At 51.2% G+C, this 20080-nt stretch carries 22 protein-coding genes; 7 read left to right on the forward strand and 15 right to left on the reverse strand.

Features of this window, described 5'->3' with window-relative positions; all coding sequences use genetic code 11:
* Positions 1-90: 90 nt before the first annotated feature.
* The 4 genes from VB741_RS11095 to VB741_RS11110 form a co-directional block, all read right to left on the reverse strand.
* Positions 91-1287, reverse strand: coding sequence for an AAA family ATPase (locus tag VB741_RS11095; protein WP_323365240.1), 1197 nt, complete (start codon positions 1285-1287; stop codon positions 91-93).
* An 82-nt stretch (positions 1288-1369) separates the two neighbouring features.
* On the reverse strand, positions 1370-1714 hold the full coding sequence (locus VB741_RS11100; RefSeq protein WP_323365241.1) for a ribulose bisphosphate carboxylase small subunit: 345 nt from the start codon (positions 1712-1714) through the stop codon (positions 1370-1372).
* A gap of 58 nt (positions 1715-1772) precedes the next feature.
* The gene (gene rcbX, locus VB741_RS11105) at positions 1773-2165 is read right to left on the reverse strand and encodes a RuBisCO chaperone RbcX (RefSeq protein WP_323365242.1); all 393 of its coding nucleotides are present in this window, start codon (positions 2163-2165) and stop codon (positions 1773-1775) included.
* Positions 2166-2295: 130 nt separating this feature from the next.
* Entirely contained in the window at positions 2296-3726 is a 1431-nt protein-coding gene (locus tag VB741_RS11110) for a form I ribulose bisphosphate carboxylase large subunit (RefSeq protein ID WP_323365243.1), read from the reverse strand.
* 569 nt (positions 3727-4295) lie between these two features.
* On the opposite strand from VB741_RS11110, the gene VB741_RS11115 reads away from it, so the two are divergent.
* The 3 genes from VB741_RS11115 to VB741_RS11125 all read left to right on the forward strand — a co-directional run bounded on the left by VB741_RS11115 (position 4296) and on the right by VB741_RS11125 (position 7081).
* Positions 4296-5381: a ligand-binding sensor domain-containing protein gene (locus VB741_RS11115; protein WP_323365244.1), complete on the forward strand. Its 1086-nt coding sequence runs from the start codon at positions 4296-4298 to the stop codon at positions 5379-5381.
* A 94-nt stretch (positions 5382-5475) separates the two neighbouring features.
* Positions 5476-6246: a 3-methyl-2-oxobutanoate hydroxymethyltransferase gene (gene panB, locus VB741_RS11120; RefSeq protein WP_323365245.1), complete on the forward strand. Its 771-nt coding sequence runs from the start codon at positions 5476-5478 to the stop codon at positions 6244-6246.
* Positions 6247-6412: 166 nt separating this feature from the next.
* The gene (locus VB741_RS11125; RefSeq protein ID WP_323365246.1) at positions 6413-7081 is read left to right on the forward strand and encodes an exopolysaccharide biosynthesis protein; all 669 of its coding nucleotides are present in this window, start codon (positions 6413-6415) and stop codon (positions 7079-7081) included.
* Between the two features lie 40 nt (positions 7082-7121).
* Here the strand turns inward: VB741_RS11125 and VB741_RS11130 are convergent, their stop codons facing one another.
* Positions 7122-7604, reverse strand: coding sequence for a TM2 domain-containing protein (locus VB741_RS11130; protein ID WP_323365247.1), 483 nt, complete (start codon positions 7602-7604; stop codon positions 7122-7124).
* A 165-nt stretch (positions 7605-7769) separates the two neighbouring features.
* Entirely contained in the window at positions 7770-9167 is a 1398-nt protein-coding gene (locus VB741_RS11135) for a hypothetical protein (protein ID WP_323365248.1), read from the reverse strand.
* Positions 9168-9715: 548 nt separating this feature from the next.
* Here VB741_RS11135 and VB741_RS11140 point away from each other — a divergent pair.
* From VB741_RS11140 to rnc, 3 genes are all read left to right on the forward strand, one after another.
* The gene (locus VB741_RS11140; protein WP_323365249.1) at positions 9716-11056 is read left to right on the forward strand and encodes an AAA family ATPase; all 1341 of its coding nucleotides are present in this window, start codon (positions 9716-9718) and stop codon (positions 11054-11056) included.
* Between the two features lie 230 nt (positions 11057-11286).
* Positions 11287-11721 carry a Rho termination factor N-terminal domain-containing protein gene (locus VB741_RS11145; protein ID WP_323365250.1) on the forward strand — a complete coding sequence of 145 codons (435 nt, stop codon included), beginning with the start codon at positions 11287-11289 and terminating at the stop codon, positions 11719-11721.
* Between the two features lie 192 nt (positions 11722-11913).
* Positions 11914-12585 carry a ribonuclease III gene (gene rnc / locus VB741_RS11150; protein ID WP_323365251.1) on the forward strand — a complete coding sequence of 224 codons (672 nt, stop codon included), beginning with the start codon at positions 11914-11916 and terminating at the stop codon, positions 12583-12585.
* Between the two features lie 13 nt (positions 12586-12598).
* Here the strand turns inward: rnc and VB741_RS11155 are convergent, their stop codons facing one another.
* From VB741_RS11155 to VB741_RS11185, 7 genes are all read right to left on the reverse strand, one after another.
* A complete protein-coding gene (locus VB741_RS11155; protein WP_323365252.1) occupies positions 12599-12955 on the reverse strand; it encodes a P-II family nitrogen regulator in 357 nt (118 codons plus the stop codon).
* A 264-nt stretch (positions 12956-13219) separates the two neighbouring features.
* Positions 13220-13846 carry a Holliday junction branch migration protein RuvA gene (gene ruvA, locus VB741_RS11160; RefSeq protein WP_323365253.1) on the reverse strand — a complete coding sequence of 209 codons (627 nt, stop codon included), beginning with the start codon at positions 13844-13846 and terminating at the stop codon, positions 13220-13222.
* An 18-nt stretch (positions 13847-13864) separates the two neighbouring features.
* A complete protein-coding gene (locus VB741_RS11165) occupies positions 13865-14689 on the reverse strand; it encodes an ATP synthase F0 subunit B (RefSeq protein WP_323365254.1) in 825 nt (274 codons plus the stop codon).
* Entirely contained in the window at positions 14650-15150 is a 501-nt protein-coding gene (coaD, locus tag VB741_RS11170; protein WP_323365265.1) for a pantetheine-phosphate adenylyltransferase, read from the reverse strand. Before coaD ends, VB741_RS11165 begins: the two co-directional genes overlap by 40 nt.
* 111 nt (positions 15151-15261) lie before the next feature.
* Positions 15262-15747 (reverse strand): GNAT family N-acetyltransferase, encoded by a 486-nt coding sequence (locus tag VB741_RS11175; protein ID WP_323365255.1) that lies wholly within the window; start codon positions 15745-15747, stop codon positions 15262-15264.
* A gap of 1 nt (position 15748) precedes the next feature.
* On the reverse strand, positions 15749-16351 hold the full coding sequence (locus VB741_RS11180; protein WP_442786338.1) for a tRNA-(ms[2]io[6]A)-hydroxylase: 603 nt from the start codon (positions 16349-16351) through the stop codon (positions 15749-15751).
* A gap of 84 nt (positions 16352-16435) precedes the next feature.
* On the reverse strand, positions 16436-17584 hold the full coding sequence (locus tag VB741_RS11185; protein ID WP_323365257.1) for a GAF domain-containing protein: 1149 nt from the start codon (positions 17582-17584) through the stop codon (positions 16436-16438).
* A gap of 264 nt (positions 17585-17848) precedes the next feature.
* Between VB741_RS11185 and VB741_RS11190 the strand changes: the two genes are divergently transcribed.
* Positions 17849-18646, forward strand: a complete 798-nt coding sequence (locus VB741_RS11190; protein WP_323365258.1) for a DUF6816 family protein — start codon at positions 17849-17851, stop codon at positions 18644-18646.
* Between the two features lie 100 nt (positions 18647-18746).
* On the opposite strand, the gene VB741_RS11195 is transcribed toward VB741_RS11190, so the two are convergent.
* Together VB741_RS11195 and VB741_RS11200 are read right to left on the reverse strand one after the other, a co-directional pair.
* A complete protein-coding gene (locus VB741_RS11195; protein WP_323365259.1) occupies positions 18747-19289 on the reverse strand; it encodes a GNAT family N-acetyltransferase in 543 nt (180 codons plus the stop codon).
* 59 nt (positions 19290-19348) lie between these two features.
* Positions 19349-20077 carry an SIMPL domain-containing protein gene (locus VB741_RS11200; RefSeq protein ID WP_323365260.1) on the reverse strand — a complete coding sequence of 243 codons (729 nt, stop codon included), beginning with the start codon at positions 20075-20077 and terminating at the stop codon, positions 19349-19351.
* Between the last annotated feature and the right edge of the window lie 3 nt (positions 20078-20080).

A 20080-nucleotide genomic window follows, 5' to 3' on the forward strand; every position in this document is an offset into this window, starting at 1 on the left:
AAATGTGGCACCCACGCCAAGCGCATGAAAGCAGGCTGGGATGACCGATATCTGCTTAAGGTATTGGCTCAAGTAAAGGCTTCTAGCACTTCACCCAAATTGTAAAGAAACGTATGCGTTCGCCCTGCCCATGGGTTGATTCCGCTCAATTCGTTGAATCGTTATTCCATCATCAGTAGTGTCATACCGACTCGCAACATCCGCTAAGCTTTCCCAACAATCACTACTGTGGGTTGTTGCAAAAATTTGAACATCCAGTCGCTTGGACACTTCCCAAATCAACTCCCACATTTTATTCATTGCACTGAAATGAAGACCAGTATCAATTTCATCAACGAACAAAAATCCATTAGAGGCCTCTACAGCTGCCAATGTCAGTCCTAGCATTCGCCATACACCATCCCCCATACTCCCAATAGGCATCCGACTATTATTAGCACGAACTACAAAGCCTTGTCGTGACTCTTCTAAGGGATTGTAGGAAACAGAGCCAACTGAAGCAATGCGCTCAATCTTTGGTTCAACCGCCCGAAGAGCTTGATATACAGTTTCCTCTTCAGGAGTTAAAACAACGCGCTCAAACAATTCAATTACCTTTGGAACCGTTAAACCTGAAGAGGTCACAAATTGAGTTGTAAACTCACTCTTTTCTGTAGTCTCCATGGAGCCCAAGATATTGAAAGCCCCCATTCTCGCTCTTATAGATATAGAATTTATAGAATTTATAGATAGCCCACCTTGATCAGACAAATTTAAGGCACAACCACCTGTTTGCTCTTGTCCAGATGACCAGTCAAGAATCATCTGCAGGCTCTTAAAGTCGTCTAAATCATCATCAGTACCTCTAGGATCTATTTCCAGTCGGTTGTCAGAAGCCTCCCGGCGTCTCTTCATACGAAGGTCTGAAATAATAGTAAGCTTTTCAGATTTATCAATACCTCTAGATTCACCTAAGACTTCAATTTTATCTTTATCCTCTATCCCAATTTTATGATTATGAAAAAGATGACGAATATCTAATTCTTTTTCACTAGTCCGTTCATTCCATAAATATTCACCTCTACGATCAATCATGTCGGCAAGAGGTTTAAGATTATCGCGTGCGCAAAGCAACTGAATAGCCTCTAAAGCAGATGTTTTTCCACTATTATTAGCACCGACTAATAAGTTGATTCTGCCAAGATCATGCAGTTCAAATTGTCGAAAGCCGCGAAAGTTTTTAATTTTGACCGTTTTCAACATACAGGAACGAGCGTTTTCAGCAATGGGATGCTTGGTAGCAAACACATCCTAATACAAAAATAAGGAGCTGAAACTCAGCTCCTTACATAAAAGCATCAGCTCAGAATTGAGCTAGCAGCGTCAAGTTTTAGTAGCGGTAGCCACCACCAGAACCGGGCTTGTGAACGATGAAGCTCAGAATCTGACACTGCTTCACGTTATCGAAACCAACTACACGGATGTAGCAGTCGGGGTACTCAGATCGGCAAGCCTGGACTTCGTCCAGAACTGCACGGGTGCTCTTAGCATCGAACATGGGAAGCTTCCACATGGTCCAGTAATAAACTTCAGGATCAGAAGTTTCGTTGAACTCAACAGCAGGGAAGTAGCCTTGCTCGAGCACGTAATGGATCTGGCGCTCGATTTGAGCATCAGATAGGGGGGGAAGATAGGATAGCGTTTCGTAACGACGCTCTTTAGGCAGAGTTTTCATAATCTACTCGTCGGTATCGGTTTACAACGGCTGTTAAACAGCCCAAGATCTTCAATTACTAGGACAAGGATTCTCCATCGCTTGCATCAGCTTTGCTTTGCAACTCTTCAGAACTCATTTGGGTAATGCGTTCCAAATGCTGCTTGCGATGTTCGATATTTGCCTGTTGAATGCCCGTGATGACCATTTCTGGAAGAAACTCAGTGATCTCTTCCGCTAGGTGCTGACGAACAGTCATGACCCGTAGGGCCAAATCAGCCTGTTCCTGCATTAGGGAAGCAAGAAACGCTTCGCCATCCTGCAACTTCTCTCGGGCGGCAAACTCGTTGAACCAGTGAGAACGAGGCAAATTTGTCTCGCGCAACTGCCCCAGAACTACTCGAACCGCCTGATAGGTTAGATAGCTTGTCAGCGTCTTAGCCGTATCCTTTGCAATTCGCTTCAGGTCCATAGGTCAGCCCAATGCATTTTGTGCATTAAAGCAGGTTCAAACAGCTGATGCAGTAACCAAAGCAGCATTTTCAATGACATGACCAAGGGTATTGACCACAGCAAAAATCCTGCTGCTCCAGCTATTGCCATTAGATAGTGTCCATGGTCTCAAATTCGAACTTGATTTCCTTCCAAAGCTCACAAGCTGCAGCCAGCTCAGGAGACCACTTGCAAGCTTCGCGAATGATGTCGCCACCTTCACGGGACAAGTTACGACCTTCGTTACGAGCTTGAACACAAGCTTCAAGGGCAACGCGGTTAGCAGTTGCACCAGGTGCATTACCCCAGGGGTGACCCAGAGTACCACCACCAAACTGAAGCACGGAGTCGTCACCAAAGATTTCAACCAGCGCAGGCATGTGCCATACGTGGATACCACCGGAAGCTACGGCCATTACGCCGCCCATAGCTGCCCAGTCTTGAGTGAAGTAAATACCCCGAGACTTGTCTTGCTCAATGTAGTTCTCACGCAGTAGGTCTACGAAACCAAGGGTACCGGCGCGGTCACCCTCGAGCTTACCTACAACAGTACCGGTGTGAATGTGGTCACCACCAGACATGCGCAAGCACTTAGCCAGCACCCGGAAGTGGATACCGTGATTCTTCTGACGGTCAATTACAGCGTGCATTGCACGGTGAATGTGCAGCAGAACGCCATTGTCGCGACACCAGTGGGAAAGGGTGGTGTTAGCGGTGAAACCAGCGGTCAAGAAGTCATGCATGACGATGGGCTGGTTGAGTTCTTTAGCGTACTCGGCCCGCTTGATCATCTCTTCGCAGGTGGCGGCAGTCACGTTGAGGTAGTGACCTTTGATTTCGCCAGTTTCGGCCTGGGCCTTAGTGATGGCATCCGCTACAAACAAGAAGCGATCGCGCCAGCGCTGGAAAGGCTGAGAGTTGATGTTCTCGTCATCCTTAGTGAAGTCAAGACCACCACGTAGGCACTCATAAACCGCACGGCCATAGTTCTTGGCGGACAGACCGAGCTTAGGCTTAATGGTACAACCCAACATGGGACGGCCATACTTGTTAAGCTTATCGCGCTCAACCTGAATACCGTGGGGAGGACCTTGGAATGTCTTGAGGTAAGCAACGGGAATGCGAAGGTCCTCTAGACGTAGGGCGCGCAGGGCCTTGAAACCGAACACGTTACCAACCAGAGAGGTCAGAAGGTTGGTTACAGAACCCTCTTCAAATAGGTCAAGGGGATAAGCAACGTAGCAAATGTACTGATTGTCTTCGCCGGGAACGGGCTCAATGTCATAGCAACGACCCTTGTACCGATCCATATCGGTTAAGAGGTCGGTCCATACAGTGGTCCATGTACCGGTAGAAGATTCTGCGGCAACGGCTGCTGCGCACTCTTCTGGGGGAACCCCGGGTTGGGGGGTCATCCGGAAGGCGGCCAAAATATCTGTATCTTTTGGCGTGTAATCCGGTGTGTAATAGGTCAGCTTGTAATCTTGTACACCAGCTTTGTAACCAGCCTTCGACTGCGTCGACGTCTGAGAGTAAGACATATCTCCCTTCCTGTGAATCAAACTAGATGGCTTAGAACGGTTGCAACACCTAGGAAGGGAAGGCCAACGAATGCCTAGTACCTTCCTAGGTGGCCAAGTTCAAAAAATGGTATCGAGCAGCAAAAACTGCCAGACAGCCAAATTGACTGTTCTCCTTATTTCCTAGGCAGTTAGCGACTGCCTAATGCTTTAAGAATACTATCAGCGATCTGATAAGTTGAATTTTGGAAGTTCTGTATAGATTCATAACCTTTGTTTATGAATCTACGTGGAATAGCATTAAGTTTTCGAAAGATGAGCCTGGTTATACAGCACGTAGGGATTTGCTGATTAGCCAGACTCGGGTAAGCACCTTTGGTGCGAAATTACTATCCCATGGGGGTTGAGAAAGTCTTTTCTCTTTTAATAGAGTTTTTATATTTACTGATGAATGACAGGGGGACAGTAGTTGATTTAGATTGACACAGGTGCATGGGCACGCTATCAAAGGCATCAAGCTACCTGTTGGCCCATGTCGCAGGAGAAATAAACTCGTAGACCATGCTCGTAGACTATCTGGAGACGTTGCTGTGATTTCTGCCAAACAATTAATTCGCCTGGCCGTGGGTGCCACCCTGTTGGGAAGTGTCGTTTTGCCGGCGGGCGCTCAAGAATCAGACAGGAGTCCTCTATATACTGATCCACCACCCCGGGTTGAGCCTTTGCCGTCGGAGCGGCCTTCCCAGAGCAGTCCCCTGGCCACTGACTTTCAGGTGGGGGCATTGCAGTCAGACTATACCGGGAGTCTTTGGGTGGGGTCCCACCAGGGGTTGGCCCGGATTAATCCGGCGACGGGAGTGGTTCAGTCTCGGGTCAATGTGCCGAACCGGTTTATTGATGCCATGGCCCAGGATCGGGTGGGTCGGATTTGGCTGGGTACCTATGACGGTCTGGTGCGGGTGGATCCTCGCATCGACCAGATTACGGCGCAAAATTTTCGCCTGCCATCCAACCGGGTGTTGGATATGGTGATTGATGGGCGTGGTTTTTTGTGGGTGGGCACCGATCAGGGTTTGGCGTTGGTGAGTCCTGACCGGGGGCTATTGATGACCACATTGCAAGAGCTGCCGGGCATCAGTGCCAATGCCTTAGCGGTGGATCAGGCTGGACAGCTCTGGGTAGGGACCTTAACGGGATTAGTCCAGGTGAATACGGCCACGGCATTTATTTTAAATCAGGTATCGGATATACCGGGGAGCTCGGTGCAGACCATGGCCATTGGCCCCCAGGGGGAGCTGTGGGTGGGCACCTCCCAGGGATTATTTGTATTTGATCCAGAGACGGGGGCGTTACTCCGCTCCGTGACCACAATGCGCGGTAAAAGTGTGATTGATATTGCCTTTTCCGAAACCCAAAGTCTGTGGGTGGGGACGGAGAATGGGCTGTTTAAGCTTAATCCTTACAATGGGGCGATTGTGAGTCGAGTGCCTAATTTACCGTCGGATCAAATCCTCTCTTTGGAGACAGATGTGAGTGATAAACTCTGGGTTGGGACGACGGAAGGCTTAGCCTGGGTGAGTTTGACCACGGGTCGGGCGAATGTCCACACAGCCTTTGGGAGCCAGCGGGCTTTGGCCAACGATGGGAGTGAGGTGATTGACGGCATAACCCCATAGATGGCCTAGCCGCAAAACAGTGTAGGTGTGGCCTAATGGAGTAAGGGGTGGTTGGGCCACCTCTAGGTAAAAAGTGACTACGGTGTAAACAGCTATGGCCGTTACGGTTTCTCAGATTATCCAGTGGAAGCAGGAAAGGCGATCCATTGCGGCGCTCACGGCTTGGGATTATCTTTCGGCCCAGTTGGTGGATGCAGCGGGGGTGGATATTGCCTTGGTGGGTGATTCGTTAGCCATGCCTGTCTTGGGGTATGACACCACCATCCCCCTGACATTAGATGAGATCATGCACCATGCCAAGGCGGTACGCCGTGGGTTGACTGAGGCTTTGATGGTGGTGGATTTACCCTTTTTGACCTATCAGGTGAGTCCTGAACAGGCCCTGGCCAATGCGGGCAAGGTGATGAAGCAAACGGGAGCTCAAGCGGTGAAATTGGAGGGTGGTCAACCAGCGATGGTGGCTACGGTGGCTCGTTTGACCCAGGTGGGTATTCCGGTCATGGGGCATGTGGGCCTGACACCCCAGTCGGTGCATCAGTTTGGGGGGTTTCGTAAGCAGGGAAAAACCGCCGAGGAAGCCGAGCGAATTTTGCAGGAGGCTCAGGCTTTAGAACGGGCCGGGGCGTTCGCTATTGTGTTAGAACATATGCCGGCGGATGTGGCGAAATCCATTAGCCAGGTATTGGGCATTCCCTCCATTGGGATTGGGGCTGGGCCGCACTGTGATGGTCAAGTACTGGTGACCTCAGATCTGTGGGGGTTATCGGCCTGGCAGCCGCCGTTTGCAAAGCCCTTGGTGGATCTGCGATCGCAAGCCATCCAGGCCGCCCAGCAATTTTGTCACCAGGTCCGCCAAACCGAATAACCCCAGACGGTCTGGTAGGGCATCCACAAATGCAGCTAAGCTGGCAACGGAACTCGACCTGTCATTTTGCGGTCAATCCTTCGAACTACCGTTCCTCTCCAGACCCCAGAGATCTTGGGCGAATATATAAGTAACTTCTACAAGTAACTTCTACACTGACTGATTTATGGCGAAACTATCCACTGAACTTCAACACTATTTTTTGAATGCTCCCACTCTCAACCCCACTCCCCACGAATTAGCGGCCGCTGAAGTGGCCACGCCGGGTAGCAATGTCACCTTAAAAGAGCTGCTCACCCTGGGGGGTGAGCGCATCTTTGGTTTTTTGTTTGTTCTGCTGTCTTTGCCGTCGGCATTGCCGTTACCCGCACCGGGTTATTCCATTCCCTTTGGCATTGTGATGTTCTTGCTGGCGATGCAGCTGATTGCTGGGAGGGTCCAACCCTGGCTGCCAGAGGGCTGGTTGGATAAAGGGTTTGACCGCACAAAGGTGGTTGGGGTTATTAGTAAGGGCTTGCCCTGGTTACGAAGAATTGAAGCGGTGTCGAAACCCAGACTGTCGATGGTTTGTACGAGTCCGGTGGGACGGCTGGTGTTGGGACTTGCGATCGCACTCATGTCGGTCTTCATGATGATCCCGATTCCCGGCACCAACACAATGCCCGCCATGGGTATCTTCATCATTGGCTTTGGCCTCTTAGATGACGACGGTGCCATTAGCATCGCCGGACTGACCATGTGTACCATAGCTACTGGCGTAGTTGCAGCAATCTTTATCCTTGGTGCGGAAGTGGTGACCCAGGCCAAAGACTTGATCAGAAACCTGATTTTCTAGTCAAGGTATACCTGATTCATAGGGCCCTATGAATGGGGCCCTACATCAGCTCCGGAAACTCATAGATCACCACGCCCGAATCAGGACGATTGGAAACATCTGCATAGCCAGACTTGACCATCGATTTCAGTTCATTTTCGATGGTCTCAAACGACTGACCCGTTTCCATCACCGCTTGGGTGACCGTAATTTGTCCGCCGTGGAGTTTGGCTAGGCGCAGCAGCTGGACCATTAGAGTATCTTGGCTAACTTCCGCCGCCACCACCGGCTGCAGATCAAAGTTAGATGGCCGATCGCCAAAGAGCTGTCGATGGCGGTTTTCAGCCATGTCGGGAATTAACAACAGATCGATGAACTGGCCAAACCCAAATAACCCCCAAGTAAAGAACCACAGCAATCCCGAGCCAATTTTGCCGTTGTATAGTCGGTGTAGTCCGCCGATGCCAAACAAAAATCCTAGCCACAGCAGGTAGCTGGTGGTTTGGCGATTTTGAACTTTCTGGGATGGTGCGATCGCAGACATAACTCAACCGGGTGAAGGGCTACACCCAGTCCAAGTAGGACACAGTAGCTTTTTCTAGGAAAAAACAACCGTTCTGGACTTGGACAAGGTCTAATATCTCTAGCTTACAAAAGGAAAACGAAGAGCGTCCATAAAGATATGGTCGGGTTGACCGAACACAACCTACTACCTCCTCAGCCTTTGCCATAGTTCGCTGGCCTCTTCCTCACTCATGTCCAGCCGCTCGCGAGAATGCTCCCAGAATCGCTCCCACCAGTCATCGGGCTGGGTGTGGTCACCGTCATAGTCAGTGGGACGACCTTGACGACCGTCTAGCACCAAGCTGCCAACATAGTCAGCATCGTCATAGACTTGCTGAATTTGTTCATGGATTTCCCGCATGTCATCCGCCGAAACCACACCGTTGCTGGTGGCTTTGTAAAACTGCACAGTGACCCGGATGGGAAAATCAGGATCCCGCTCAATCGCCAAATCAGCAATTTCTGTAAAGGGGCCTTCCACTTCACCATGGCCAATCACAGCAGCTTCCACATCGCTACGTTGCTGCATACTGAATCCCGGCTCCGCTTCCATCAAGGCAGCAGCCGGCGCTATGGGAGCTTGAGGTAAGAAAGGCTGCTTTTGCTTCAGGGGTACCTGAATCAGCATCACCATATTGAGTCCAGCGGCTTCTGCTGCGGAGTCAACAGGGAGCTCGCCCACAGAGGGGACATCGCCCTCACTAGATTCCACTTGAAAATCACTCAGCCGCTGACCGGTCAAGCTAGTGCGTTCACCATTTTGGTTAAAGAACAGGCGTTGCCCCCAGGTGTGACCAGCATCAAACCCGTCCCGCTGGTTGTCAATGATAGTGGCGCTAGTGCCTTCGCGGGTAACTAGCAGGGTGAGAACGGCAGGGTCCCCAGGATAGGACTGGTAGTTGAAGAGAACGGGGTTAAAGATGGCACCCTCACCTTGGGGGATGGGCAAAAATGCGGCCTGGGCGCTAACTAGCACATGGCTATCGCGGTCAGCCAACAACGACTTTTGCGTTCCAGACCAGGAGTCGGGCTCGCTGAGATAGCTGCGCAGGTCGCCGAGAACATCCTTTAATGAGACTCTCTCCAGGTCATCTCCTTTTTCGTTACCGGTGAGGAGATAAAACTGATCCATGGGCACATCGCCCGTAATATCGGCAAAGTTGGGATAGCGAATCACCGGCATCAAATGCAGGGAGTATTCGCCCGTATCCGGGTCTTTTTGCTGTACCTGAATGGTCATGTCGCTGATGTTAGGGCCGACGGCGGAGTTGTCGTAGCGACCGGTGTCTTCCCAAGTAACATCCACAATGTCGAGGCCCCAGCGGTCAGCCAGGGTTTGGCTGCTTTGGTCATGGAGCATGGACCGGGTGCGTTCGATCACCTGACGATAGTCCGCAAACTGTTGGCGAAGCACAATCCGAGGAGTTTCTTGGGTGACGGAGGTTACATCAGCGGATGGGGAGAGCAAATTTGCTTTAGCCTGATGGGTGAAGCCCACCATGGCCATTGCTCCCAAGCCTAATAACCAAAGCCGCTTTGCCATTGTCAGATTTCCTTGTGAACGATATGCCTAGCATAGGAGGGGATACGACAGACTTTGGCTGGGTTACGGAAATTGAAACTATCGCAATAGCTGGAGGGAAATCACCACCTGGGCTAATGTCTCCATAACGAAGGTGGGATGTAGTTCATCAAGGGAAAAAAGCAGTAAGCATCAGCAATTTGGCGCAACTTGCTATGCTTTCCGGCTTAAGTCGTTGGTATAGTTCGTGGCTAGGACTATTACTTAAATCAACCTTTTGATGAAATGGTTAAGCTCTATTCTGCGACACGCTTGTAGTGCCAGCAATAGCGTCAACCCCTATGTCTGGTGGCATGGAGCCATGGAATTATCCGATACAGGTTACCTTTATACAAAAGATTTGAGGTATAAGACATTAGTCTAAGTTCTCTAGGTTACCGATGAAGATCTGCGTCACGGTTTCCTGGTGAGTGATGGCTGGGCTTGTATGGGATAGCTTATGTATAAATCAATTTTAATTTTTACCATAAGTTTTTCCTCAAAGGGCAGCACATTACAGAGGTTATTGCATGGGTTTACAGGCCGTTATTGAAGCATTACCTACAGGTGCGACAGAGCCAATCGTTGAGCAAAGGTTCACGCCTGCTTTTATCGAAGCTTTAGGCTTTAATGCAGACGAAATGGTTCCCCAGTTTAATACGGGAGCTGGCCCAGTCGATCACGCAGCCAGGGCCAATAGTGAAGACAATTTTTTTATTCAGACTCGTCAGAATCCTTACCTATATATTGAAGTCAAAGGCCATGACAGCAACCTCACAGAGGGGCATCCAGACTACCTTAGGACATTAACTCAGCTAAAACGCTACCTCCTCGCCCCTAACTCTGAGTCAGTTCAGTGGGGTATTATCACTAACTCATTACATGCTCAACTATTTCGTAAACATGGGAAGGTTATATACCCTGTTACTCCTTGCCTTGATTGCACAGAGATAAACAAAGTTATCCAAGATTTTCGCAGACGAATTGAAGCGACCCCAAGAGCTTTAACGGTAGCCGTCTACAACAATAAAGGTGGCGTTGGAAAAACTACCACCACCCTAAACTTAGCAGCTGCACTAACACTTTTAGGTAAGCGTGTTCTTATCATCGATTTTAACCCAAACCAGCAAGACTTAGGTGACGCGCTTAATTTGCCTGCGTCTCAGGGCCAGATGTGGCGAATGCTGACTGATAAAAACGCCGATGTTCATGACAGCATCACAACATACACATACAAAGCTCCCAGGAGTAATCGTGAGTTTCACTTTGACATTATTCTGTCAGACTCAGATATGGTTTCTCAGATCGACGAGGTTAAGCTCAGGCAGGAGGTCAAAGCCCATGCCCTGCTAAGAGCCTTGGCACCAGTAAAGCAGAATGAATATGATTACATCTTGATTGACGCTCCTACTAACTGGCGCATCTTTTCTCAGCAAGCCGTGTATGCCGCAGATGTAGTCCTAATGCCAGCACGGCACGATGACCTACACTCTCTGCAGAATGCAGGTACGGCTATTACAGACCTATTTCCCCAGATACAATCCGAACGGAGAAGGATCGGTGATGCAGGGCCAGTGCCGTTACCTATTTTTCTAAATGGTTGGCCATCTAATGTGTCTCCTAGCCAAACTGACATCATGCGTCAGGCTATCGTTCAAGTACTGAAAACGGCTCAGAAGAAAGGCTTTAATCTGCAGCCCTACTTTTATCCCAAGTGGACCCGCAGCCGTCGGAACGAGGAAATAGCAAAAATTAGATATATGGCGCATGTTGCCAAGGCTGACTTTCTACATGTGCCTGCCGCCTTTTGCTTCAAAGTTGCATTTGAACAGTACAGAAATTTTGCAAGGGAGTATTTCTTATGGGGTTAAGTGACATTGGCAATCTTGTCTGCCTACCATTCGATGAAATTGAGCCTGATCCACTAACAGAAGCGCATGAGTTTTTAATTCAAGAAGCTAGTAGTTTGCTGCGCTCCAGTCAACGCAATTAGCTCCCGATTCTGGTTAAAGAAACGGGCATAGACCAATATGAGGTTGTAGCTAATGCCTTTGTCTATGAGGCTGTTGCCGAGGCTGGCCTGGAAAAAGCATGGTGCATCTTGGTTGATGACTCTGCTGATACAGCAACAGTTTCGACTGTACTAGCCCATGATGTAATACCACGAATTAACCTATCTAAAGCTTCTCGCAAGCAAATTTCAACGGCCTTAGACTACCTCATTAAACAGCCTGGGACTCTTCTCAAAGGGGTCAGTGTTGCGACTGCTAGCTCACGAATTGAGAGTGCTCCAAGGAAGTACTGGAAGACGTTAGATCCGATCACTAAGTTGGGCTGCAAACTTAGTAAGAACACGCTCAAAGAGCTAAATAAAATCTTCTACCTTGAGCCAGAGCCTTTGCCTGAAGTCATCACTGATCGGTCATTACTTGAAACTTTCACTACTGCAGACTTGAAGAAAATGGCTAGGAAGCAAGGGTTGAAAGGATATGCCAAGTTCAAGAAAACTGAGCTTGTGGATGCACTAGCTGAATAGAAGGTGCTGGACAACCTACCCAAACTACGGTTCAGCCAAAACCGGCGCTTATTGCGAGCCACCTAGTACCGCAGACCCAGTTTGCAAATCGGTGAATCGCCTTCAGCATAGCCGAGGGGCGATCCAGAATGGGGGGTACACCACCCAGCCCTTTCCAGTTCAGATCATGACCCGTCACGTTATGGTGGGAGCATGAGCACGTTTCACCTCCCCACCTTTAACGATCCACATCTGTGGCAATTGGCCATCACCCACAAGTCCTATGCCAAGGAACATGAGTGCGAGGACAATGAACGGCTAGAATTTTTGGGCGATGCCATCCTCACCTTTCTCAGTGGTGAATACCTCTATCAGCGTTACCCCGATCGGCCAGAAGGGGAATTAACCCCATTGCGAGCCGCCCTGGTGGATGAAAACCAGCTAAGCCACTTTGCCAGCCAGTTGCAGCTACAAAAATACCTCCGCCTCAGTCGCGGGGCCGAAAACAGTGACAGCCGCAATAGCAAACGTGTCCTGTGCAGTACCTTCGAAGCCCTAATCGGTGCCTACTTCCTAGACAGTGGTCAGGATGTAGACACCCTAAGGGCCTACGTGCTCCCCATGTTTGACAGTGTGGCTGACATTGTCAGCGAAACGGCCATTCAAATTAACTACAAAAGCCGTTTCCAAATTTGGTCCCTGGAGCAGCTAGGAGAAGTCCCCACGTACACCATCATTGCCGCTAACGGCCCTGACCATGCCAAGCAGTTCACCGCCGAAGTGTGGGTGAAGGGGTCATGCTATGGCCGGGGCAAAGGCCGCCGTAAACAGGATGCGGAGAAGCAGGCGGCCCTGGCCGCATTGAAACATGTGGGGATGGGTTAAATCCTAATGAATCCTAATCCTCAACATTCGAGGATAGGGCCACATCATCGCGCTCACCGGTGCGAATGCGATAGGCGGCTTCAACGGGCAAGATAAAGATTTTGCCATCGCCAATTTCGCCGGTGCGGGCAGCGTCAGTGATGGTCTGGACCACTAGATCCACCTGGTTATCGGCAACAGCAACTTCTAGACGGATCTTTTCCAAAAAGTCTACTTTGTAGGTCTGGCCGCGATATTTTTGGCTTTGACCTTTCTGCCGACCAAAACCACGGGCATTAGATACAGTCATGCCCACAATACCGACATTTACCAGGGCATCTTTGACTTGATCGAGGTGGGTGGACCGAATAACTGCAATAACCTGTTTCATAAACCCCTGTATGGAATGACGGTTGAGATTGTAACTGGGTCTGGTTAAGACTGCGTCTGCTTGAGACTGGGTCTGATTGAGACTGCGTCTGGTCGACTATTCAGTAGGATTCCCAGCAAATGCATCCTACTGAATAGTGTAATTTGATACAAAAGCGTGCTCAATAAACCTATCAGGTATCGTTACGGGCCTTTTATTTTCGTTACAACCTTTGATGCGGAATCTGAACCATCGTGGTTGACTGAACCAGGTGATTGGCCAGGATTATTGGCTGAGCCAAGTGATGGCTTCGCGAATCCAGTCTTCGGTATCGGCAGTTTTACTGAGGGCTTTACTTTGGCCGACGGCCTGCAGGGCTTTGGTGATTTCACCGTTGGAGTACCCCAGGGCTAGCAAAGTCATTTCCACATCTTCTTGCACGATGGAGGCCGGACCGGAGTCGGGGGCGGTAATTAGCCCCGCCTGCTGCCGCCACTCGGCCAGCTTGGTTTTGAGTTCTAGGATAATGCGTTCGGCAGTTTTTTTGCCCACCCCTGGGGTTTGGGACAAGATGCGGGCATTGCCAGATACGACGGCCTGGACCAGGTCATTGAGGTTCAGGCTGTCCAGCAGGGCCATCCCCATTTGGGGGCCGATGCCGCTAACACTAATGGCGAGACGAAAGACATCCCGCTCTGCCCGTGAGTTAAAGCCGAACAGCACGGGCTGGTCATCTCGATTTTGGAGATGGGTAAAAATTTGCACCGACTCACCCATGGGGGGCAGGTTGCCCATGGCCCGAGCGGTGATTTGAAGTTCGTAACCCACCCCCTGCACATCGATGGTGACGACGATCCGACCATTGGTCAGCCGTTGCATATCGGCCAGCGCACCTTTTAGATAGCCAATCATTTAGTTAGGACGTAGGGATTAGAACTTCCGGCGCGGCGGGGGTGGCTGCTGGGGAGAAGGATTAATGTAGGATTGCTGGGGTGGCTGGGTGGGCGGCGCAGTCCGCTGGGGGGCCGGTGGCCCAGGACGGCGAGACGGAGAAGTTGTGTCGAGGGGGACGGGGTTAGCTTGACGGGCCCGCTGCTGCCGCTCGTAGAGTTGCTGACGGCCATTGCTAATGACGCCTAGCATTTCGCTAAATTGGGTTTCCATGCGCTGCAGCACCTGGTCGGCATAGGTGTCGGCGTCGGTTTGGATGGCATGGCATTCGCTGATGGCCGCTTGGCGCAGCTCGTCGCATTCTTGCTTGGTTTGGACTTGAAGCTGCTGGACTTCCATCATGGTTTGGGAGCGCAACGCGGCACATTCCTGCTCCACCTGTAGCCGCAACTGCTGGGCTTGCTGCTCAGCCTGGCGTAAAATCACTGTTTCATTCAAAATCGCAGCGGCCTGCTTTTCTGCCGTCATGACGATTTCTTGGGCATATTGCTCAGCTTCGTTGAGGATAGTGTTGCGCTGTTCTAACAGCTGCTGAGCCTCTTGAAACGCAGCGGGCAGGTTTAACCGCACCGCATCGAGCTGGTCTAGCAGGTCGTCTTCATTGACCATGGTGCGTCCCATCATGGGCACACGGGGGCTGTCGAGGACCGCTTCCTCAATTTGGTTGAGGGCGTCTTGAATATCGAACCCGGAGACGGGCATGGGCGCTACATTACCGGCCTGTTGCTGGGACAGGACATCATCGGCTGGGACTGTTTGTCCATTTAGCCTACGGTTATTGATGGGAGGTTCTTGCCGTACCATTTCTGAATATCTTGGGCAACATGCTCAGGAACAAGATGACCGATCGCTGCGCCAAATCTTGCGATCTCTTTTACTAGACTACTGCTTAAAAAGCCGTATTCAGTGGACGTTACTAAAAAAACGGTTTCCAGATCGTCCGCTAAGGTTTTATTAGTATGGGCCATCTGGAGTTCTTTCTCAAAGTCTGATAGTACTCGTAACCCCCGAATGAGTACTTTAGCTTGGCGTTGGTGGGCGTAGTTAACGGTTAATCCGTCAAAGCTATCAATTTCGACGTTGCCCAGGTGGGCGGTTGATTGACGGATCTGGCCCAGCCGTTCCTCGACTGAAAACATGGGATTTTTGATCGGGTTGCGGGATACCACCACGATGACATGGTCATAGAGTCGGCTACTGCGGGTGATGATATCAAGGTGGCCCAGGGTAATGGGGTCGAAGCTACCGGGATAAACTGCAATCACAGCCAAGGTGAATAGGGGGTAAATAGTTGTGGAGTGGGCGGCCAATGGTGGCAGGGCGCGCCCTTGTATCTGTGGTAGCCATGGGAATTTGGCCCGATTGATTATAGCGATTTAGCTGACCTGATTAATGGATTTTGTATAAACCCGATCGCAGCGGCTGGTTTCTACGCCGGTTGCTTGCTGATAGCCAGCGCTTTCGTACATGCATACGGCTTCCTTTAGGACCGTGGCGGTTTCAAGCCAGATTTGTTTGAATCCACGGGCTGCGATCGCACCCTCCAACTGCCCCAACAAAAACCGTCCCAAACCCTGGCCACGGGCCACCGGCAGTAAATACATCTTCCGAATTTCCACCGCCTGCTCCCCCCGCTCAATGGGCCGATAGGCCGCCGTTCCCACCAGGGTCCCCCCCTGCTCCACCACCCAAAATTCCCCCGACTGGTAGTACTGTTCCACCTGCACCACATCCACATCGGCCCCCTCCGGCTCCCACCCCAGACCGTAGTCCGCCAGAATTTTGCCAATCAGGTCCGCCGCCGCCCCTCGGTCGGCCGGTTGCCAGTCACGGATCACAAAAGACTTAAAGGAAGTGTGCATCTTAGCTATGCACCCTCGGGGCAGGATGCAGGGTGGCCAAAATCTCACTTTCCGCCGTGGCCAATGCTTCCAGGCGAGGGGTGACCACGTCAGCCCCAAACTCATTGGCGGCCAGGAACCAATAGGCCCCATAGTGGCGCGCTTCCGACGCCATGAGACTGCGGTAAAACTTCGCCAGCTCTGGGTCTGGGCAATGGTGGCCCAGCAGTCCTAGCCGCTCGTGGCTGCGGGCTTCGATGAGGGCAGACACCAGCAGCAAATCTAGCTTTCGGTCGGCGCCGTTGGGCCTCACATGCTTGTGTAATTTTGAACCATAGGGACTTGCCGCCAAGCAGTGCAAAGCCACCCCCCGCCTTGCCAGCCATTGGTTGACCTGTTTAAAGTGGCTCAGCTCCTCCTGGGCAATCTCCGTCAGGGCCTCCACCAGGGCCACATCACTGGGATACAAAAACATCAGCTTTATGGCGGTGCTGGCCGCCTTGCGCTCACAGTGGGAATGGTCCAACATCACCTCATCTAAATTGGCCAAAGCTTGGTCGATCCAAGCCTGGGATGTGGGTGCTTTTAGAAACTTGATCGTGGCCGGACGGCTGGAGGATGCAATCACAGGGTGGGGTAACAAAGTTGAAGCTCAAGCTGCATTTATTGTAGAGGAATTGCCTGGGGGTAAGAGTTGAGAACGCAAAACTCAAAACCTAAACAAATCTCCATCCACTTTAGCCATCACCAGCATCACCGCCGGTTCCGCCTGAAAATCCATCGCGATCCCCTGGGCCGTAATGGGAATCACTTGACCGCTTTTGTGGGTAATGCCAAAGTCAATGGCAAACATTTGCTGGAGGTTAGTACAGCCCTGAAGAATGGCCGCGTGGACCCGATCCAGGTCTTCGTAGGCGATCACACTGGTGATGGACGGTAGAGCCATCAGTTCGTCTGGTTCCTTGCCAAACAGCTTGGCGGCCCGGCCATTGATCTGCACAATCTTTTTGTTTTGCAACAGCACAGCCCCCACGGTTTCCGTGGCCAATAACTGACGACAAAACTCTTGGTGTTGTTTGAGCAGACTGGCTTGGGTTTGGTTGTCAGCTTGGAATTTTGTATTCTCTAGCACTAAGGCCATCTGATCTGCCATCGCGCCAATTAACTCTGGTATCGGCGGTTGAAAATGTTTGGGCTCTGGGTGGGTGAGGGTCATGAGCCCGAGAATCCGATTGCCGCTGACCATGGGCACACATAGGGCGGAACCCACTTTATAGGGTTGGTCCGGCAGGTTTACCCAGCGGTTATCCAAACGGGTATCGGCAATGGTCTCTGCCTTGCGATGTTCCACCACCCAGCTGGCGAGTCCTTTTTCCAACACTTGCCCCACCAGGCTCTGCCGTTCCCGTTCCGTGGTGCCCGAGCGGGTCAAAATGCATTCTGTCACCACCTTGGCACTATCCAATAAAAAAACGCTGCCGCTGTTGGCTCCAGAGATCTCGATGGCGATATCTAAGGTTTGCTTGAGGCTTGCTCTTAGCTGCATTTTGCCTGTGGAGGTGCGGGATAACGCCACCCGATCTTGAATCCACTGCAGCTGCTTCTTATAAGCCGCATTTTCCTGCTGGAGCTCGGCCACCTGATCCCGCAGGGCGGTGATGTCGGCAGTTAACTTACCGCCTGAAGCTTGCTGTTGGGACATTTGCTGGGATGCAAACTGCAGTACCGACACCAGCCCCCGCAGCAACTGCAGGTCATCCTCCGGGAGAGACTTTACGGCCGTGAGCTGGGTGATATTCTGATACAGCGCTCCCAGCTCGTCCGTAAGTGCTTCTTTCAGCAGACTTTGATTATCCATTCCCGATCCTGTAAGCCCGTGCCTATATTGAAAGGCTATAGCACAGGCTACAGCCTGATCTAGCATGGCTCCTAATTATTTAGAATTGTTCTCGATATCACCTGCTAGCCAGACCGAAGGACAGCTAGCCTTTTATTTCAGACTGCCCAGAGACGCATGGGATTAAACTAAGGCTGTGGCCTCTGGTCGCTGACTTCTGGCCCCTGACTTCTGGCCCCTGACTTCTGGTAACTGGCCCCTGATTCCTGGCAACAAGCAAACACCATGCGACATTTTTTACTGAGACGACTTCGGCGCAATATCCTGGGGATAACGCTACTGGTGCTGGTGTGGTTATTGTGTAGCGGTGCAGCCCTGGCTAGTCCGCTAGCCGAGAGGGTATCTGCATTTCCCCATTGGTCAAGCAAGCCCCCGGTAGGTCCCTCAGCCGGGGATTTGGTGTATCCAGAGTGGATGGATGGTCCATGGCGCATGACCTCCACCCTGGAGGAAATGGCAGCGCCCCTCGCCCCAGCGTTGGTGACGCCTGGATTTGAGGGAAATCGTCAGTTTTTGGATGTGCCCATTGGGGCCGATATCCGCTTTCAAAAAGCTCGGGTGGCCCAGGGGATGTTTCTGAATCGCCCCTTGAAAAAGGCAGAAGGCGTAGTGTCAGATCGGGCATTTAATGGGCTGAGTCTGGCTCGGGCCTATCTGGGGGATGACTGGGTGAAAGCGGTAAAAGTTGATCCGGAAAACCCCAATCGCCAGATTACGTTTCTAAAAGACAATCAGCAGCTGGTGTCTACGGTGACCGGCCGAGCTGTTGAGCAGCCCGACAACAATACCTTTATCACGACGGAAGTCTTTCAACAGTTTTTTAGCGGGAACCGACCGACGGTGTATCTGAACGAGGTGGAAAACACGACAGCCTATCATTTTGAGCAGGATCATGTTGTTGCTGATCAGATTACTGCCGTGTATTTATCTCCCCAGGACCCTGATTACTTTAAGGCGGTTGATCAACCCGTGGCGCTTTATCGTTATGGACTAGAACTCTATCCCACCCTCGATCAGACATAAGTCGATCAGACTATTTTCAGACATATTTTAGGTGTGTAGATCATAGCAAGGGTCTTCACGACAGTTCTTCACGAGAGTGTTGTCAAAGAAAAGTGTCGGGTCAAATTTCCCAATGGCGACGGAGCAGGGCATAGATTTCATGGTCCACAAAATGATCGTATAGCCATTCCGCTTCACGGGATGTGCCTTCGTGGGAAAAGCCCAGCCTTTCTGGGATGGCTCGGCTCTTCTGGTTGTGGGTGGCGCACGCAATAACAATGCGGTTGAGGATCAAGGTGCTAAAGGAGTAGTTCACTAGGTACTGGCAGGCGGCGGTCATGATGCCTTGACCCTGGTGGGAGGCCGCCAGCCAGTAGCCGATGTAGCCCACATGGTTTGTCCAGTCGATGTGGTTATAGCCGATGGTGCCGATAATATTGCCGTCATAACAGATGGCGGCAACAATCCCGTCGGTATCGGCAAACTGTTCTAGGGTATTGCGAATGAAGGTGCGACTGTCGGCGGCAGTGGTGGTTCGGTCTAGCCACGGCAGCCACTGGCGAAGATGAGGCCGATTTTGATCGGTCAGGGCAAAGAGTTCATTAGCATCCGTAAGCTGGAGCGATCGCAACTGCAAGCGATCATTAAGCCAATGGGAAAACATATGCCAAGTAGATCACCTTTCGACACCCTAGTATCGCCCAAAAATCGCTTACGGATCGTTTAATACCGAATTTTCAGGGTCACATCCACCTCCACAATCTGTTCCCCTCCAGCCGGCACCGGCTGGCCTGGAGACCATGAGGCATAGCTGCTATCCTCCCCGTTCTCCACGACGGCTGAGTTACCAGGGATCTGGGCATTGTTCACTTGGATATCGACAATTTCTTGAATGCTGAAGCCCAGTTTGTCCAGGGCCGCTTTTGCCTGGGCTTGGCCATCGGCGATGGCTGCTTCTAAAGCCGTTTTGCGGGCAGCGATTAGGGCCGATTCGGAGGCGACGTATTGGATGCTATTGAGCTGGTTGATGTCGGTTGCGATCGCATCATCCAACACCCCCATGTCATCTGCCGATACCTGAAACTCAATATTTTGATAACCTTCATAACTGCCCTTTTGGGGCTTACCATCCCGGTCATACTTGGGGCTAAGGTTAATATTAGTGGTCTTTACATTCTCCACCTGCTTGGACTTCAGCAGCTTTACAACGGCGACGGTGCGCTTATTTACCTTGCCATAGGTGGTCTTAGCCGCATCACCTTGGTCGGAGATGCCAAGGGAGATCTGGGCTAGGGTGGTAGGTGCTTGGTCACGGCCATGGCCAGTAACAACCATCATCCGTGGGGTGGATGAATTCTGAGCAGCGGCGGGCAGGCCGCCTAATGTGAGTAGCAAAATTACGGTTAATATCCATGGCAGCAGGCGCTGCGTTAGTTTAGTCAGTCGTTGCATGGG

It is taken from the genome of Leptothoe sp. PORK10 BA2 (genome assembly GCF_034932105.1).
GTDB lineage: Bacteria > Cyanobacteriota > Cyanobacteriia > Phormidesmidales > Phormidesmidaceae > Leptothoe.